17 protein-coding genes are annotated in these 15,727 nt (G+C 51.1%); 11 read left to right on the forward strand and 6 right to left on the reverse strand.

The genetic code is table 11. From position 1 onward, the window contains the following. Positions 1–743 precede the first annotated feature (743 nt). Positions 744–1,613: a carboxylating nicotinate-nucleotide diphosphorylase gene (gene nadC, locus GOC95_RS08075; protein WP_275356611.1), complete on the reverse strand. Its 870-nt coding sequence runs from the start codon at positions 1,611–1,613 to the stop codon at positions 744–746. A 164-nt stretch (positions 1,614–1,777) separates the two neighbouring features. On the opposite strand from nadC, the gene GOC95_RS08080 reads away from it, so the two are divergent. The 4 genes from GOC95_RS08080 (at position 1,778) to GOC95_RS08095 (ending at position 6,125) form a co-directional block, all read left to right on the forward strand. Continuing rightward, a complete protein-coding gene (locus GOC95_RS08080; RefSeq protein WP_275356612.1) occupies positions 1,778–2,401 on the forward strand; it encodes a glutathione S-transferase N-terminal domain-containing protein in 624 nt (207 codons plus the stop codon). 244 nt (positions 2,402–2,645) lie between these two features. Continuing rightward, on the forward strand, positions 2,646–2,843 hold the full coding sequence (locus GOC95_RS08085; protein ID WP_194749262.1) for a hypothetical protein: 198 nt from the start codon (positions 2,646–2,648) through the stop codon (positions 2,841–2,843). A 176-nt stretch (positions 2,844–3,019) separates the two neighbouring features. Continuing rightward, on the forward strand, positions 3,020–3,676 hold the full coding sequence (locus GOC95_RS08090) for a PEP-CTERM sorting domain-containing protein (protein WP_275356613.1): 657 nt from the start codon (positions 3,020–3,022) through the stop codon (positions 3,674–3,676). Between the two features lie 250 nt (positions 3,677–3,926). Beyond that, positions 3,927–6,125, forward strand: coding sequence for a TonB-dependent receptor (locus tag GOC95_RS08095; protein WP_275356614.1), 2,199 nt, complete (start codon positions 3,927–3,929; stop codon positions 6,123–6,125). A 33-nt stretch (positions 6,126–6,158) separates the two neighbouring features. Here GOC95_RS08095 and GOC95_RS08100 read toward each other — a convergent pair whose 3' ends face one another. The 3 genes from GOC95_RS08100 to GOC95_RS08110 all read right to left on the reverse strand — a co-directional run bounded on the left by GOC95_RS08100 (position 6,159) and on the right by GOC95_RS08110 (position 8,165). Further along, entirely contained in the window at positions 6,159–6,488 is a 330-nt protein-coding gene (locus tag GOC95_RS08100; protein ID WP_194749265.1) for a hypothetical protein, read from the reverse strand. 94 nt (positions 6,489–6,582) lie between these two features. Then, a complete protein-coding gene (gene mnmA / locus GOC95_RS08105) occupies positions 6,583–7,677 on the reverse strand; it encodes a tRNA 2-thiouridine(34) synthase MnmA (protein WP_275356615.1) in 1,095 nt (364 codons plus the stop codon). Then, positions 7,674–8,165 (reverse strand): NUDIX hydrolase, encoded by a 492-nt coding sequence (locus tag GOC95_RS08110; protein WP_275356616.1) that lies wholly within the window; start codon positions 8,163–8,165, stop codon positions 7,674–7,676. Before GOC95_RS08110 ends, mnmA begins: the two co-directional genes overlap by 4 nt. 198 nt (positions 8,166–8,363) lie before the next feature. Here GOC95_RS08110 and GOC95_RS08115 point away from each other — a divergent pair, with 198 nt between their 5' ends. From GOC95_RS08115 to GOC95_RS08125, 3 genes are all read left to right on the forward strand, one after another. Beyond that, complete coding sequence (locus GOC95_RS08115) at positions 8,364–8,600, forward strand: DUF4160 domain-containing protein (RefSeq protein WP_275356617.1); 237 nt, start codon at positions 8,364–8,366, stop codon at positions 8,598–8,600. Further along, entirely contained in the window at positions 8,581–8,823 is a 243-nt protein-coding gene (locus tag GOC95_RS08120; protein WP_275356618.1) for a DUF2442 domain-containing protein, read from the forward strand. The genes GOC95_RS08115 and GOC95_RS08120 overlap by 20 nt, the downstream gene beginning before the upstream one ends. An 86-nt stretch (positions 8,824–8,909) precedes the next feature. Then, positions 8,910–9,410, forward strand: a complete 501-nt coding sequence (locus GOC95_RS08125; RefSeq protein WP_275356619.1) for a hypothetical protein — start codon at positions 8,910–8,912, stop codon at positions 9,408–9,410. 71 nt (positions 9,411–9,481) lie between these two features. Here the strand turns inward: GOC95_RS08125 and GOC95_RS08130 are convergent, their stop codons facing one another. Both GOC95_RS08130 and GOC95_RS08135 read right to left on the reverse strand, forming a co-directional pair. Further along, positions 9,482–10,117: a YchE family NAAT transporter gene (locus tag GOC95_RS08130; protein ID WP_275356620.1), complete on the reverse strand. Its 636-nt coding sequence runs from the start codon at positions 10,115–10,117 to the stop codon at positions 9,482–9,484. 45 nt (positions 10,118–10,162) lie between these two features. Further along, on the reverse strand, positions 10,163–12,097 hold the full coding sequence (locus GOC95_RS08135; RefSeq protein WP_275356621.1) for a U32 family peptidase: 1,935 nt from the start codon (positions 12,095–12,097) through the stop codon (positions 10,163–10,165). 110 nt (positions 12,098–12,207) lie between these two features. Between GOC95_RS08135 and GOC95_RS08140 the strand changes: the two genes are divergently transcribed. Genes GOC95_RS08140 through dacB form a run of 4 tightly spaced genes read left to right on the forward strand, consistent with a single transcriptional unit; the run spans position 12,208 to position 15,507 of the window. Continuing rightward, the gene (locus tag GOC95_RS08140; protein WP_018987653.1) at positions 12,208–12,492 is read left to right on the forward strand and encodes a hypothetical protein; all 285 of its coding nucleotides are present in this window, start codon (positions 12,208–12,210) and stop codon (positions 12,490–12,492) included. Further along, positions 12,489–12,788 (forward strand): type II toxin-antitoxin system RelE/ParE family toxin, encoded by a 300-nt coding sequence (locus tag GOC95_RS08145; protein ID WP_275356622.1) that lies wholly within the window; start codon positions 12,489–12,491, stop codon positions 12,786–12,788. The genes GOC95_RS08140 and GOC95_RS08145 overlap by 4 nt, the downstream gene beginning before the upstream one ends. Continuing rightward, a complete protein-coding gene (bioA, locus tag GOC95_RS08150) occupies positions 12,785–14,098 on the forward strand; it encodes an adenosylmethionine--8-amino-7-oxononanoate transaminase (RefSeq protein ID WP_275356623.1) in 1,314 nt (437 codons plus the stop codon). The genes GOC95_RS08145 and bioA overlap by 4 nt, the downstream gene beginning before the upstream one ends. Further along, positions 14,098–15,507, forward strand: a complete 1,410-nt coding sequence (dacB, locus tag GOC95_RS08155) for a D-alanyl-D-alanine carboxypeptidase/D-alanyl-D-alanine-endopeptidase (protein ID WP_275356624.1) — start codon at positions 14,098–14,100, stop codon at positions 15,505–15,507. The genes bioA and dacB overlap by 1 nt, the downstream gene beginning before the upstream one ends. The last annotated feature ends 220 nt before the right edge of the window (positions 15,508–15,727 follow it).

The raw sequence follows: 15,727 nt of genomic DNA on the forward strand, positions 1-15,727 counted from the left end.
CGGCGAGTTACTTTCTGGTGCTTGTCCCCCAGAAAGTAACCAAAGAGGAGGACACCCAGCCATCACTGCCTTCGGCTGCCTTGCGTTGCTCGGTAAAGTGGGCTGCCATCAAAACTCGCCCTGGCGGCTTGCACAAACCGCAAGCCACTGCGGAACTCAAACAGTTGATGGCAGAAAGCTCCCACTTCATCTGCGCTACTCAGCGTGATGGGATGGGATTTATCTCGTCAAAGTCACACTGTTGAAGTTTGGACGCTTGCAAAAACCAATTCTTTTATTCAATCCACTGACCGTTACGCTCATCTGGTGTTCGGGGTCCCCCTCTGCCGCACGCTTTAATTAAAAGAGTGCAACGCAGGGTTGGCGTGAGCCTTCGGCCATCGGCTGTTCGAGTTCCGCAACAAGCTACGACGTGTGCGGCTTGTCAGGGCGAGTTTCGATGGTCGCCCGGCAAATCGAGTGGCACAGGAAAGAAGCGGAAGCTGGGGTGTCTTGTTCTTTGCCTTCTTTCTTATGGACAAGCATAAGAAAGATTGGTCGCCGTAAAGGCGAAACAAATCGCTATTCAAACCAGCTCATGTTTCAGGTTTAAATCTATTTGTTCGAGCAAGTAAATAATAAAGTTACTCGCTTGAGACAGTAAGCTGAGGCTATAAAAGGTCTAAGCATCGGATTGCTACAGCAATACTCGTCAAAGAATAACTTTTTACTGCGTTATTTAAATCGTCTGCGCGGATGTTCTATCACTGCATCTGTATCCGCATACTCAAATCCACCGCCTGAATATTTTTAGTCAGTGCCCCAATAGATATTCTATCTACGCCTGTTTCCGCAATCGCCCTAACCGTCGTTAAATCCACATTGCCCGATGCTTCCAGCAATGCTTGCTTTTGATTGATTGCGACAGCTTTACGCAGGTCTTCCAGCGTGAAATTATCGAGCAAGATACTGGTGGCGCCGGCATCCAGCGCTTGCTGCAATTCATCCAGTGTTTCCACTTCGATCTGGATATTATCCGTGCTGCGCATGGCGAAGGCGGCTTCAAGCACGGCGGCAATCGAGCCTGCGGCGGCGATATGGTTTTCCTTGATCAGGATGCCATCGTACAAAGCCAGCCGTTGGTTGGCGCCACCGCCAGCGAGCACAGCATATTTTTGTGCCAGGCGCAGGCCAGGCAGGGTCTTGCGCGTATCGAGAATTTGAGTGGGGAGTCCACTAATTGCGTCAACATAGCGGCGGGTATGTGTGGCTACTGCAGAAAGCGTTTGCAAAAAATTGAGGGCCGGGCGTTCGGCACTGAGCATGGCGCGTGCGTCGCCATGAATATGGACCAGCGCTTGATTGGGGACGACGCGGTCACCGTCTTTTACCAGCCATTCGAGCTGGATGCTGCGATCCAACTGCGCAAAGCACTGTTGCGCCCAGGCACAGCCGCAGAGAATGCTAGCCTCACGGCTGATGATGGTCGCGCTGGCCTGCGTACCAGCAGGGATGAGTGCAGCGGTCAGGTCGCCTTTGCCCAGGTCTTCTGCCAGGGCCGATTGCACTTGCGCCGCTATCAGATCGGCATTTAAGTAGTCGGGCAAGTGTTGGTAAAGTGATGCAGTAGTCATGAGCAGCTCAGTCAATTTAAAATTTATGCAGATGAGCGTTCTAAGCCCATGGCAAAAGCTATTATAATAAAAGCACCCCAAGACCAGCGAGTTTTGTACCATCGTATTGCGTCATGGGGTATTTTTTCGGTAAAAGTACTCTTCAATCCGGCTCACATCACACTATGCAGCTTTTATATACGGTTAACAGTCCCTATGCACGTAAAGTGCGTATCGTCGCCATTGAAAAACATATTGACCTGACTTTGACGGAGGTCGTGCTGTCTGCGCCGGATTGTCCCGTGAGCCAGCACAACCCGTTGGGTAAGGTTCCTGTGCTGGTGCTGGATGATGGCGATGCCTTGTATGATTCACGCGTGATTGTCGAGTATCTGGATCATCGCACGCCGGTGGCCCACCTGATTCCGCAAGACCACTCAGCCAAAATCAAGGTCCGTCGCTGGGAGTCACTTGCCGATGGTGTGTGTGATGCTGCCGTGGCGGTGATCTTGGAACAACGCAAGCCAGAGGTACAGCAGTCTGCACCATGGATAGAAAAGCAATTTGCCAAGGTGACGGCCGGCCTGACCGTGCTTGATAACGACTTGCTAAAGAAAAAGTGGTGTGTCAACGAAACATTCAGTCTGGCAGACATTGCCCTGGGCACTGCGCTGGGCTACATAGACTTGCGTTTTAAAAATGTGCAATGGGAAGGCAAATACTGGCAAGAGAAGTTTCCTAATCTGGCCAAACATTACGGGGTGCTGGTAAAGCGTCCCAGCTTCAAGCAAACCATGCCACAGCCTTAGGGCACCTTATCTCAGCATTCCGTCCTAAGCTGTCGGGATGCTGTCTTGATTTTCTCCAGTTGATCTTCAGCCGTTCACCTTGTGATGCGGCGCTTTCCCCTCGTCTGCCTTCTTTTTCATTCTGCCTTTTGGCCTCACTGCATCTATCCACTTAAGCTTAATCACCGATCGTATTTTTACGTTGCAAAACTAAATGATAATTGTTATCATTTAAGAATACTCAAAAACATGATCAATACATGCTATGCAGGCAATGAATGCACCCGTCAAAAAAAGATTGCTAGAACTGCTGGATGAGCTCATCGCTCATGATGGCTTCGGTAGCATCAAAGTGGATATACGCCTGCTCAAGCGGGGCCAGAAAGAAGTCATTATTGATTGCGGCAAGCAGTACCGCTATGTGGTTGATTTTGAGTCCAGGCAGGAGAAGCAAGGCGCCTGACCAGGCGTGATTAAAACAACATCACTTTTATTTTTTAATTTCAATTTTATTGCCATGCGCAAAGCGTGGCGATTGAAATACTCAACGGTGTGGGTCCGTGAGACTTCATTTTAAAAAAATGGCGCGATGGCCTTCGAGAGGAAGGGGCACAAGCGCTCGTTGAGGAGAAATAAATCATGAAATTTTCAGCTTTGGCATTCACCTTAGGCATGCTGTTCAATAGTTCCGCGTTTGCGACCCAGGCAGTATGGGACACCGCCAATCCCTGGGGGAGTCTGACACCAGCGAGTTATGCTGAGTGGAACGTCTTTAACAGCACCAATGACAATACACCAGATGTCGCTGTGACTGCCGGGATCACCGCTTCTGTGCAAGAAACCACAGGCGGTGCTTTTATCACTGGCGGGGGCAATATTTATAGTTTCTCTGGCGCTACGGCATTCACCGCGACCTTGAGCGGTGCCAGCACAGGCCTGTTTGATGTCTATCTGCGTATTGCAACCTTGGGCACCCTGGCCAACAGTTCAGCAACCTTGAATGGCATTACAGCGACTTCCGTGTTGCAGTTCAACGAAGATCAAGGCACCGTGATGGGAGGGGCAACTGCTGAACAAGAGTTGTATTGGAAATGGAGCAATGTCGCCGCTTCCAGCCTGTATACCTTTAAATTCAATGCCAATTCATCCAGTATGAGTTTGGATCAATTGGCATTGGCCGCCGTGTCTGTGCCTACTGTGACACCGGTGCCTGAACCTGAGGCCTTTAGTCTGATGGGCTTGGGGCTGGGTTTGATGGCATTTGTCGCGCGCCGCAACGCAAAAAAACAAGCCTGATTCCCATTCGGCTGACCATGGCAAAGGGGCTGTTTAGCCCCTTTCTTGCGCGCCCACTTATTTTCGTTAAATGAACATCACCGGTTTAAAGCGGGCTCGCTCTCTTGCGATCCTCTCCAGTTGCCTGCCTGAAAAAAGCTTCATTCGCACAAGGTTAACCTTGTCTGTGGGGCTGTGTTGGCTCGCCTGTTTTTTTTGGCCTCACGCCGCCTGGGCTGAGCAGCCAATACCAGACGTGGAGGCAACGGACGTGCAAACGCCCCCTGCGTCTCCAGCACCCACGATAAAACAGCCAGTGGCCGAGGAGGTGCATACGCTGCCTGAGGTCACCATCCAGGAAAAAAAACAAAAAGCGCCCGAGACTGGGATCAATCCAACCTTGCCGGTTACCACCATTACCAGCGAACAATTGCAACGTGCCCAGCCCAGCAATATTTTTGATGCGGTCAGAGCCGTGCCAGGGGTGTCTATCTCTGGCGGACCACGGCCGAGTGGCATGACGTTTGGGATTCGTGGCTACGTGGACAATGAAGACGTGCTGGTGAAAGTGGATGGCGTGCCCAAAGGATTTGAGAAATACCGTATGGGCGGGACATTTATCGAGCCGGAATTATTAAAAAGCATAGAGGTGCAACGTGGGCCGCAGATTTCGAGTGGTTCCGGATCACTGGGCGGCACCGTCAATGCGACGACTAAAAATGCTGAAGACTTTTTAAAACCCGGCCAACACTATGGCGGCAAGGCCAAGTTTGGCTATGGCAATAACAGCGATGAATATTCACGTTCCTATCTGCTGTATGCGCGCCCCGATGAACGCGTGGATATTTTGTATAACTATTCCAATCGGCAGGCCAATAATTTGACCTTGGGCGATGGCTCCAAGCTACAAAGTTCTGCGATTGAATCTATTTCACAGTTGCTCAAGGTCAGTGTGTTTCCAACCGAAGACTTGCAGTTGGTGACCTCTGTGGTGAAGTTTGAGGATACCGGACTGCAACCTTATGATGCGACAGGCGGGCAACCCGGTTTCTTTGGCAATGTGGTGCGTTCGGTGGATGATCTCACCTGGTCAGAGACAGTGAACTACGATCCTCAACACCCGTGGATCAACTTTAAGGGCACTATCGGCGCCGGGCATACGCATTTGCAAGACCTGATTGGGCAAGGTGCGCCGTTCAACTCCACGTTTAATGCCTTGCAAAGGCAGTGTCAGGGTGTCATCAATACGACAAATCCCGCGGATACCACGACTTGCCGCGGCAATTTGACGGATACGTATGAATATAAAACAAACACCGTAGACCTGAGCAACCGGGCAATCTTTGCTGAGAAAGATCTATGGTCTGTTTCGTTACTGACGGGCTATCAATACAACGCCAGCGAACGTGAAATTACACGCTTCTTCGACAATCGGAAGACCGCGTTACAAGCGCTTTATCCCGATGGCTTTAATGCCTCAGCGCCGCCAGGGCGCAAGTCATTTCATGCCGTTTATGTGCAACCAAAGTTTGAGTTCGGCGCATTTTCAGTGATCCCGGGCTATCGCCAGGACCGTTATCAAGTAGAGGCTGATGGAGGGACTTTGGCCTTGCTCGCTCCCTATGGCCAGGCAAGCACCATCAAATTCAAACAAGAGACCTGGAGTCTGGGCCTGGCCTATGATACCTTAGCCAAACAAAACCCCGACAAACTAACCTTTTACAGCAATTACGGGCAAGGCTTCAGGCCGCCCCTGATTGATGAATATTTTACGCAGGGGCCGTTCAGCCGTTGTCGTGCGCAAGTCATGACAACCAAGGGGCCGAAGTCGCAGATTTGTGGGGATTTGTATGTGCCGCAGCGCTCTGAAACCACCGAGGCCGGGGTGAGTTATCAAACACCGCACTTGTTCAATAGCACTATCTGGTTTTCAGGCAAGCTGAATTTTTATCACACCTATACCTCGCATTTGCTGACCTCATTGCGTGAAGATGCCAATGGCAATCTTGCGCAAGATGGTTGGGAGCGCAGAAACGGGGTTGAGGTTGAAAGCTTTTTGCAATATCGTGGGTGGTATCTGCGTAGTGCGTATTACAGAATCAATGGCGGGATTAATACCGGGCTGGTCAGTGCGCCGTTGTATACCGCGCCAGGCAATGCCTTCAATGTGCAGCTGGGCGCCGTGCTCTCAGAGGCAGTCGATCTGAACCTCAGTTACCGCAAGGTTTCTGACCGGGATATCCTGTTAAGTGGGGATGGCACCACCGCCAGCCCTTACCGGTTTGGGACACAGGACGGCTATGCGCTTTGGAATGCAGGTGCCCGTTGGCAGGCGAGTAAACATGTGACGTTACGACTGATCGGTGAAAATCTCAAAAATACGCTGTATCGCCTGGATGGCACCATGGGCGGCCTGGGTATGTACGGCCCGGGCCGGAATGTGAAATTTCAGGTTGAACTGACCTACTAGCCAAGATGGGGCATTGTCGGTTGACGACTGCTGCTAGAGTGGGCCCAAATCGTCATCGCCCAGCAAATGCAGCTTGTTTTTGTGACGCAAGGTTTGACGCTCGTTCAAGCGTTTTTGTGCGGGGCTCGGGAAGTCGGTAAAGCTGATCAGGTTACGCTCAATCAAAATGCCAATCAGGTCTTCAAGCACGCGCGCGAGCTGAATGTCACTCTCACGGAAGGTGTGGTGCCTTTTGAGTTCGTCATCCAGAAAACACAAATACTCTGTGTCGGTATTATCTATTTCCACCCAGTCCGCAGCCACTTGCGTATCCGGGCTGGCCGCAATAATCGCACCTTGGTTATTTTTTAAGACGTAGGCCATCAGGTGTCATTCCTTGTCACTTGGCAGTGTATTTTGATTAAATGGTGTAAACAAAAGCAATAACCATGCCTCGCGCTTGCGATCTCAACCCTGGTTAAAGCGCACCCGTGATGATGCCGCCGCCCAGACAGACGTTGCTTTCGTAAACGACCACACTTTGCCCCGGTGTGATGGCCCATTGATGCTGACCAAAGCGAATAGTTGCTTCTTCTGCATTCACCGCATCGACCTCGCAAGGCGCATCCGGCTGGCGATAACGGGTTTTGGCCGCATATACCCAGTTGGTACGCGGCTCTTCGCCACTAATCCAGTGCAGTTGTCCCGCTTTCAGCCCGTCGGATTTCAGAAGCGGGTGATCATGGCCTTGTACCACAATAAGCTCGTTATCGGCCATATGCTTGGCGGCGACAAACCACGGCTCGCCATTGCTTTCACGGCTACCGCCTATCTTGAGCCCCTGGCGCTGACCAATGGTGTAATACATCAAGCCTTCATGCTCGCCCACCACTTTGCCTTCGGGCGAACGCATCACGCCAGGATGGCGCGGCAGGTAGCGCTGTAAAAACTCCTGAAACGGCCGCTCGCCAATAAAGCAGATACCAGTTGAATCCTTTTTCTCGGCATTGGCCAGGCCATATTCCCGTGCAATTTCACGCACTTCACGCTTGAGATATTTGCCCAACGGAAACAGCGTTTTTGACAACTGCGCCTGATTCAGGCGTGACAAAAAGTAACTCTGGTCTTTGCTGCCATCATCGGCTTTAAGCAGTTGAAAATTGCCCGGCTGAATCGGGTTTTCACGCACTTGAGCATAATGTCCCGTGGCGATTAAGTCTGCGCCCATCCCCATGGCATGGTCCAAAAACGCCTTGAACTTGATCTCGGCGTTACACAGAATATCCGGGTTGGGCGTGCGGCCCGCCTGATATTCCTGTAAAAAGTTAGCGAACACTCGCTCTTTATACTCGGCGCTAAAATTCACGGTTTCAATGTCGATGCCAATTCTATCGGCCGCAGAAACCGCATCAATCAGGTCCTGGCGAGAAGAACAATACTCATCCGTATCATCGTCTTCCCAGTTCTTCATGAATAAACCGGTGACCTCATAGCCTTGCTGTTTCAACAACAAAGCGGTCACGGAAGAGTCAACACCGCCGGACAAACCGACGATCACATGTGGCTTACTCATAATGCTTGGCCCAAATGCTTCAAAATGTCTAAAGAATAACGTTTGCCGGCGAGGTAGTCTTGTACGCACAACAATACTTGCGGGCTACGCATCAACTCGCCTTCGGCCGCAATCTCGGCTTCGGTTTTCCACACTGTGCGGAGAATACCATCATCCAAGGCCTGCTCTGGATAATGCGCACCCAATTTGCCAGTAAAGGCAAAACGCAAATAGGTAATGCCATTAAGCGGATGCTGCCAGTGATAAATGCCCACAATCGCTTCTGGCGTGAAATCGTAAGCCGTCTCTTCCAGCGTCTCGCGGATCGCCGCGGCAATAATGGTCTCGTTTTCTTCCAGATGCCCGGCGGGCTGGTTAAAGCGATTGCCTCTGTCCGTGGTTTCTTCCACTAACAGAAACTTGCCATCTTGCTCGATGATGGCCGCAACGGTGACGTTAGGCTTCCATTGATGCGACGATTTGGAGGGTTGCAGAACAGAAGAATTCAAGATGTGCGGGTTTCGTTAAAAAACGCTATTTTACCGCTATGTGATTGATTGGGCGAGGGATAGTTTTTATCAGGCGGAGTATACTTTTGGGAATCTATAGAAACTGCTTCTGTTGAATGGCATGCAATGTGTCCATTGCAAAACAATGAATATTAAATTACGCTAGTTTTCATAGGACGATGTCATTCAGGGACTTAAATGCCTACAATATTACTAGCCCAAGGATTTAGGTTTTTCTTTTTTAGCCAAGAAGGCAATGAGCCGCCTCATATTCATGTTGAGCATGGGGATAAAGTGGCTAAGTTTTGGCTTAACCCTGTAGAGCTCTCAAGTTCAACAGAGTTTAGAAGCCATGAGCTGAAAAAAGTAAGAATGTTAGTGATTCAACACCGTGAGCTATTTGTGGAGAAATGGAATGAGCACTTTGGCAGTTAAGCTAGACGCCCATGCAGTTGACGTGAGTTTTAAAAATGACGCTTTACACATTGTCGTGGCAGACGGTCGCGAAATCTCAGCTCCTTTGGAATGGTTTCCCAGATTAAGAGATGCGAGCGAAAATCAACGTAAAAATTGGCGCTTAATCGGCAAGGGAATAGGTATTCACTGGCCAGAAATTGACGAAGATATTGCTGTCAGTACGTTGATGAGGAACAGCTAAAAACTGACTACACTAAATTCTGTATGTCAAATCTCTCGATCTTTCTCCGTCAAGTCCGCAGTCGTTCGCTTGAGCATCAGCGAGCAATGGAACTTCTTGCAGGTGCCAGACTTGCTGGACAAATGGTTTCCGTGTTGAGGCAAGAGTTGGATTCGATGGTCCGTGTGATTTACTTGCTTACACAAAGTTTAGAGCGCAGGGAACTACTCATCGGTGCGTCAGTTCGTGGCGAAAAATGGGCGCAAGCAACTTCGAGCGCGAAGGTTACTGATAAAGAAATGGTTGAGCTTGCTCAGAATCTTCAGGGGTGGACACAGTCCGTGTACAAGTTCGGGTGTGCGTTTATCCATCTATCGGGCCTTCACGACTATAATGACCGTGATCCGCTTTCACAACTATCTAACGAGGAACGCAGCGACATCCTAAAACATTGCCATGACTACCATGGTGGCCCCGACCTTACTACCGAACGCTTTGATGATCTGGTTCCATATTTTCCCCGTATTCTTGAGAAAATTTCGGGAAACCTTGAGTGCTACCTTGAGGCTTTGGAGGGTGGCAAGGTGCTTAATGCCAATGAGGTTTAACGAGTCCGCTGGATAACTGTTTGTGCACTCTATAATTTGTATTCGGAAAACCAGACGAGACGTCAACCGATCTATCCAAACACCTTGGGAAACAACCCCTCCAGCCCATGCGCAATAAACTCCACCGACATCGCGGCCAGAATCAGGCCCATTAAGCGCGTCACGATATTAATCCCGATCTTGCCCAGGTAGTGGGTAATGCCATCGGCCAGTTGTAACAGTCCCCAGATAAATAATGAGATCAAGGCAATTGGTAACATCAGGCTCAAGTGCCCCCAAAAGCCGGGATGTTGCTGAGCGGTGAGGATCATGCTGGAAATGGCACCGGGGCCGGCTAATAGCGGGATGCTGAGTGGGACGATGGCGATAACTTCACGTTCGCTTAAGTCTTGCGCTTCTTCAGGTGTTTGGCGCGTGGCGCTTTGTTTGCCGTGCATCATGGAGATGGAGATCAGTAAGAGCAAAATACCGCCACCGACCTGAAACGAGGGGATGGTGATGCCAAAAAAGTCCAGAATCAGGTCACCAAAAAAGGCTGAGACCCCTAGCACAATCATGACGGTGATGGCGACAGTGCGGGCTGTGCGCGAGCGCTCTTCTTTACTCCAGCCGCTGGTGGCGCTGATGAAAATCGGCAGGCAACCGATGGGGTTGACGATGGCGATGAGGGCGATGGCCACTTTAATCAGGTATGCGTAATCGGTCATGCTTTTTCAGACTCCCAAGTGCGGCTGGTGGCGTTGAGCAGGGGCTTATGCCGGACGTTTATCGAAAAATGTTATCGGCTGCGGCGGCGGGATTTGCAAAATATGTTTTCGCACTTTGCCCATCACACGCATTTCGCACGGTTTGCAGTCGAATTTGAGTGTATACCTGTCGTTACCGCTAATCAGTGTCATTGGCTCAGCCGTCACCGTGCCTTGTACACCGATGACACCTTTGGCTTCTTTGGGGCACAGGCCATGGCTAAAGCGCAGGCAGTGCTTGGTGATCATCACCGGCACTTCGTCTAGCGTTTCATTCGCTTCATACGCACTGGCGATGAGTTTGACGCCGTGCTTGTGGTAAAACTCGCGTGCTTTCTGGTTATAGACGTTAGCCAGATAACTCAGACTGTCTTGCGGATAAAGTGCAGGCGGTTCCGCGGCTGCTCTTAATGCTGGGCGCTCATAGCCCAAGGTGCGGACGGCTTGTAATTGGTCGATGGCTTCACGGCGTAATTGGTTGACGACTGAGGCGGGCAGAAACCAGAGTTGGGTCAATTCCAGGCCAATGTCATTGGCGACGAAGTCGGTATTGCCCAGTTTGGAAAGGTTTTCACGCAGGGAGGCGGCGGCTTTTTCTGCATCGTTGGCAGGCTGTTTTTCGGCGGCACATTGCGCAGTGGCGCTAAAGCCTTGTTCATCGGTGAGGGTCAGTGCAAAACCGTCACGGGTTTCATACAGCACAGCATCGAGGGCGATTTTGCGTGTTGCCGATTCTTTTTCCAGCAGTCGCATAAACGCATGGTCGCGGTTGCGGTATAGCTGCGTGTTGTTGCGGATATCCGCTGGCATTTCATTGGGGAATAACCGTTGTGTGTATTTGTCCAGGCTTTGCACAGTATTAACGCGCAGGCCGACGAGCTCTTTATGCACGTCAAAAAAGCACACGCCGTCACCGTTGTGTAGCTCGATTTCGGTCGCCACATCAATAAAATCTTTACCCACCTTACGCACTTTGCCCAATTCTTCCCCGGCAAACTTCGGCGTATCAAACGCGCCAATATCCGCCTGGCGGCCATTGGCAAAATAATCGGTGGCGCTGCGGTTAAAGGTTTTTTCCGGTTGCGGGGTGAAGGTGTACGTCGCATGTCCGGCCGAAGATTTGCTGTATTCCGGCATCTCTTCCAGAATCTCGTCCAGCAATTGCCGATAATGCGCGGTGGCGTTTTTCACATAAGGCAAGTCTTTGTAGCGGCCCTCGATTTTAAAGCTACTGACGCCTGCCGCAATCAAGGCGCGCAGGTTGGCGCTCTGGTCGTTGTCTTTCATCGACAAATAATGCTTGTCTTTGCCGATGATGCGACCTTTCTGATCCTCCAGCGTGTAGGGCAAACGGCACTCTTGCGAGCACTCACCGCGGTTGGCGCTGCGGCCAGTATGCGCATGGCTGATAAAACACTGGCCACTAAATGCCACGCACAAGGCGCCGTGGATAAAGTACTCCAGGTTGGCGGTGGTCGCATCGGCAATTTTCTTTACCGTGGCAATATCCAGTTCGCGCGCCAGCACCAGCTGGCTAAAGCCGACCTGGTCTAAAAATTGTGCTTTTTCGACGGTACGGATATCGGTTTGCGTACTGGCATGCAGCTGAATCGGCGGCAAGTCCATCTCCAGCAAGCCCATGTCCTGCACGATCAGCGCATCGACGCCACAGTCATACAATTGATGCACCAGCAGGCGCACGCCTTCAAGCTCGTTGTCATGAAAAATCGTATTGAGCGCGACAAACACCTCGGCATGAAAGCGATGTGCATGCGTGACCAGCCTGGCAATGTCCTGCACGGTATTGGGTGCCTTGGCGCGTGCACCAAACGCCGGGCCACCAATATAGACGGCATCGGCGCCATGGTTGATGGCTTCGATGCCAAAATCAGCATTTTTGGCCGGGGCCAGCAGTTCGAGGTGTTTACGTGTTTTTTGCATGGATTATGCATATAAATCAATAAGATGCGCACTATAGCACAAAGCAGCATTTGACAGGTAAAGGTTGTGGTGTTACTTTGGTAACACTTTTTCGGTTTGAGGGGAAAATCATGGCAACCACCAGCTTAAAGTTACCCGATAGTTTAAAAGATCGGGTGAGTAACTTAGTGTCAAACACAGACAAAACTGCTCACGCATTTATGGTAGAAGCCATTGCAGAAAAGGCTGCACGTGAAGAACAAGAACGCGCATTTATGGCACGGGCTGAGGCATCTTTACAGCATTATCGTGAAACTGGTATTTCTTATGCGGCTGAGGATGTGCATGCGTATGTGCGAGCAAAGTTGAATGGCCAGCCTCTGCCCGACTTGATTCCAGTAAAAGATAAAAAATGAGCCAGCAACTCTGCCGAGTGGAATATGCGCTTGATGCGCGAGAAGATTTGATTCGGCTCAGCATGTTGCATCAAGATCATCTCGAGTTGGCGAATCACATTTTGTTTGTGATCAGTGATGGGATTGATTTGTTAAAAAAGCATCCTTTAGTTGGCAGGCAGCTACCAAACGGTTTAAGAGAGTTAGTGATTTCGCATGGCAGCACAGGCTATTTGGCGCGCTATCAATATGATGAGCTCGCAAATTTAGTGATGGTGCTAGCGATTAAACACCAAAGAGAAGTGGATTACCATTGAACAACCCTGAGTTATTACAACGCTCCCTGCGTGCCGTCTGGCACCCTTGCACGCAAATGAAGCATCATGAGCGCTATCCTCTGGTGCCGATTGCGCGTGGCGAAGGGGCCTGGTTGTTCGATAGTGAAGGCAAGGGTTACCTCGATGCCGTCAGCAGTTGGTGGGTCAATTTATTTGGGCATAACCAGCCCGTCATCAAAGAGGCGATTAAATCCCAGCTTGATCAGTTAGAGCATGTGATGCTGGCCGGATTTACGCACGAACCCGTGGTGGCGCTTTCAGAACAGCTGTCGGCATTAACTGGCTTGGGTCACGCCTTTTATGGCTCGGATGGTGCCAGTGCCACCGAGATCGCGCTGAAAATGAGTTTTCATTACTGGCGCAATATCGGACAACCGGAAAAAACCAAATTCATTAGCTTGCAAAACAGCTATCACGGCGAAACGCTGGGTGCACTCAGTGTGACCGATGTCGCCATTTTTAAAGACACCTATGCACCCCTGATTTTGCAGTCGGCACAAATGCCCAGCCCGGATAGTCGGTTGGCTGAAGCGGGTGAGTCTGCAGAGGCCTACGCTTTGCGTTGTGCTGAGGCGCTGGAAGCCTATCTGGCCGCGCATCATGCCACCCTGGCTGCGTTTATTATCGAACCTTTGGTGCAAGGTGCAGCAGGCATGGCGATGTATCACCCGGTTTATTTGCAACGGGCGCGAGAAGTTTGCAGCCGTTATCAGGTGCATTTAATTGCCGATGAAATTGCTGTCGGTTTTGGCCGCACTGGTACGCTGTTTGCCTGCGAACAGGCGGGTGAAAAAGTGAGTGAGATTGCTGATTTTATTTGCCTGTCTAAAGGCATCACCGGCGGTTACTTACCTTTGTCCGTGGTGTTGACCACCGATGATGTGTATGGGGCGTTCTATCATGACCAGACCGTCAAAGGCTTTTTACATAGCCATAGTTATACCGGTAATCCGCTGGCTTGTAGTGCCGCGTTGGCCACATTGGCGCTGTTTGAAGCTTCGGATGTGCTGGGGCAAAACCGTGAGACAGCGCAGACTTTGCTGAGCGCCGTTGAGCACTATGATTTTGAAATGCAGCATGTTCGCCAGCGCGGCATGATTACGGCTTTTGAGGTCGTGACGCAAAACCCGCAGTTCGCGCGGGATTGTTATGCCGCGGCCTTGAAGCATGGCCTGCTGTTGCGGCCAATCGGCAATACCGTGTACTGGATGCCACCCTATTGCCTGACGCAATCAGATCAGCAGCATCTGGTGGAAGCTACACGGGCAGCGGTGATGGAGAGCATGTAATGCGCTGGTGGCTACTGTTTGCCAGTCTGTGGCCGGCGCTGGTGCAGGCGGCCTTGCCCGCCAGTTTGCAAGACGCACTCGCCAAAGCGCAGCTGCCGCTTGAGAGTGTAGCAATTGTTGTACAGCCGGTGGAAGGCGGGCCGCCTTTGATCAGCCATCATGCGTCCAAAGCCATGAATCCCGCCAGCGTCATGAAGCTGGTCACCACCTATGCTGCGCTAGAGGCGCTGACGCCTGCCTATCGCTGGAAAACCGAAGTCTATCGCAATGGGCCGCTCAATCAAGGCGTGCTTGAGGGTGATTTGATCATCAAAGGCGCAGGTGACCCGGCACTCAATGTTGCAGAGTTCTGGCGCTTGTTGCAACAAATACAGCAACAAGGCGTGCGCCAGATCAAAGGCAATCTGCTACTCGATTTAACCCTATATGCGCCTGAAGTCAGCCAACGGCCCGTGCTGGATGATGAACCTTGGCGCGCCTACAACGCCAACCCCAGTGCGCTATTGCTCAATGGCCGCAATACCAGCTTCCGTTTTTCGGTCAGCAGTCAGGCGAATAAGCCCGCCGTGCTCATCGCGCAAGAATTTGAGTTGCCGAATATCCATATCATCAACACCATGCAAGCGCGCAAAGGGGCCTGCAATGACTGGCGCAGTGACTTGCATTACAGCGTCACCCCGCAGCCGGATGGGGTCACCGTGGCCTTTAGTGGCACACTGCCCGAGCAGTGTGATGAGCGCTACCTTGAGTTGAGTGTGCTGTCTGATACGCAATATGTGTATGCCACGTTTAAAAAACTGTGGGCGCAATTGGGCGGGCAGTTTAACGGACAATTGGCACTGGCTCCGGTCACGGATGCGGCGATCCCGCTCACGACCTGGTCATCGCCACCGCTGGATTCGGTGGTGCGCGACATCAATAAGTGGAGCAATAATGTCATGGCGCGCCAGGTGATGCTGACGATTGCGCAAGATGCCGGGTTTACGCCCGCGGATGAAGCCGGAGCTGCTTTGGCACTCAAGCAGGTTTTGCGTCAGCGTGGTTTGGTGTTTTCTGAGCTGGTGCTTGAAAATGGGTCTGGGTTATCGCGCAATGAACGTATCAGTGCGGAACATTTGGCGCAGTTGCTCGTCACAGCCTATCAGCGTCCGGCGATGCCGGTGTTTATGGCTTCTTTGCCTATTTTAGGCATGGATGGCACCACCAAAAAGCGACTGGCCGATAGCACGAGCAAAGGCATGGCTTATCTCAAAACCGGCTCGCTTGAGGGCGTGAGCAGTCTGGCTGGCTATGTGCAGGATCAGGCGGGCAAGCGCTATGTGCTGGTGATCGTCGCTAACCATGCGCGGGCATCGGCCGTGCGTGCGGTGCAGGATCTGTTATTAAAACAACTGATAGAAGGTTATTGAACCCAGATTTTCCATTAGGCGATTTTCAATCTACTTGAATGCCAACTTGTCCATTTTGCGTCTTTTTTGCGTAAATTTTCGGCCAATAGAATGACTATTACCCTCAAATTTCCGTAAAAAATCCATCAAACTGTCCTTCGTTGTCATTTCAAGTCCTAATAGAAAATCTGGGTTGAACAACACACTAAAGAATTTGTGGATAAAAGCGCGTAAAATGACG

The sequence above is a fragment of the Methylophilus sp. YYY-1 genome, from assembly GCF_029132825.1.
Lineage (GTDB): Bacteria > Pseudomonadota > Gammaproteobacteria > Burkholderiales > Methylophilaceae > Methylophilus > Methylophilus glucosoxydans.

What these genes read in the sequence shown, in the direction of transcription:
- GOC95_RS08080 (WP_275356612.1), top strand. Translation starts at nt 1,778, where the DNA reads ATGCAGCTTTTATATACGGTTAACAGTCCCTATGCACGTAAAGTGCGT.
- GOC95_RS08120 (WP_275356618.1), top strand. Translation starts at nt 8,581, where the DNA reads ATGAGCACTTTGGCAGTTAAGCTAGACGCCCATGCAGTTGACGTGAGT.
- GOC95_RS08130 (WP_275356620.1), bottom strand. Translation starts at nt 10,117, where the DNA reads ATGACCGATTACGCATACCTGATTAAAGTGGCCATCGCCCTCATCGCC.
- GOC95_RS08125 (WP_275356619.1), top strand. Translation starts at nt 8,910, where the DNA reads ATGGAACTTCTTGCAGGTGCCAGACTTGCTGGACAAATGGTTTCCGTG.
- GOC95_RS08100 (WP_194749265.1), bottom strand. Translation starts at nt 6,488, where the DNA reads ATGGCCTACGTCTTAAAAAATAACCAAGGTGCGATTATTGCGGCCAGC.
- mnmA (WP_275356615.1), bottom strand. Translation starts at nt 7,677, where the DNA reads ATGAGTAAGCCACATGTGATCGTCGGTTTGTCCGGCGGTGTTGACTCT.
- dacB (WP_275356624.1), top strand. Translation starts at nt 14,098, where the DNA reads ATGCGCTGGTGGCTACTGTTTGCCAGTCTGTGGCCGGCGCTGGTGCAG.
- nadC (WP_275356611.1), bottom strand. Translation starts at nt 1,613, where the DNA reads ATGACTACTGCATCACTTTACCAACACTTGCCCGACTACTTAAATGCC.
- GOC95_RS08085 (WP_194749262.1), top strand. Translation starts at nt 2,646, where the DNA reads ATGCAGGCAATGAATGCACCCGTCAAAAAAAGATTGCTAGAACTGCTG.
- GOC95_RS08090 (WP_275356613.1), top strand. Translation starts at nt 3,020, where the DNA reads ATGAAATTTTCAGCTTTGGCATTCACCTTAGGCATGCTGTTCAATAGT.
- GOC95_RS08145 (WP_275356622.1), top strand. Translation starts at nt 12,489, where the DNA reads ATGAGCCAGCAACTCTGCCGAGTGGAATATGCGCTTGATGCGCGAGAA.
- GOC95_RS08135 (WP_275356621.1), bottom strand. Translation starts at nt 12,097, where the DNA reads ATGCAAAAAACACGTAAACACCTCGAACTGCTGGCCCCGGCCAAAAAT.
- GOC95_RS08140 (WP_018987653.1), top strand. Translation starts at nt 12,208, where the DNA reads ATGGCAACCACCAGCTTAAAGTTACCCGATAGTTTAAAAGATCGGGTG.
- GOC95_RS08115 (WP_275356617.1), top strand. Translation starts at nt 8,364, where the DNA reads ATGCCTACAATATTACTAGCCCAAGGATTTAGGTTTTTCTTTTTTAGC.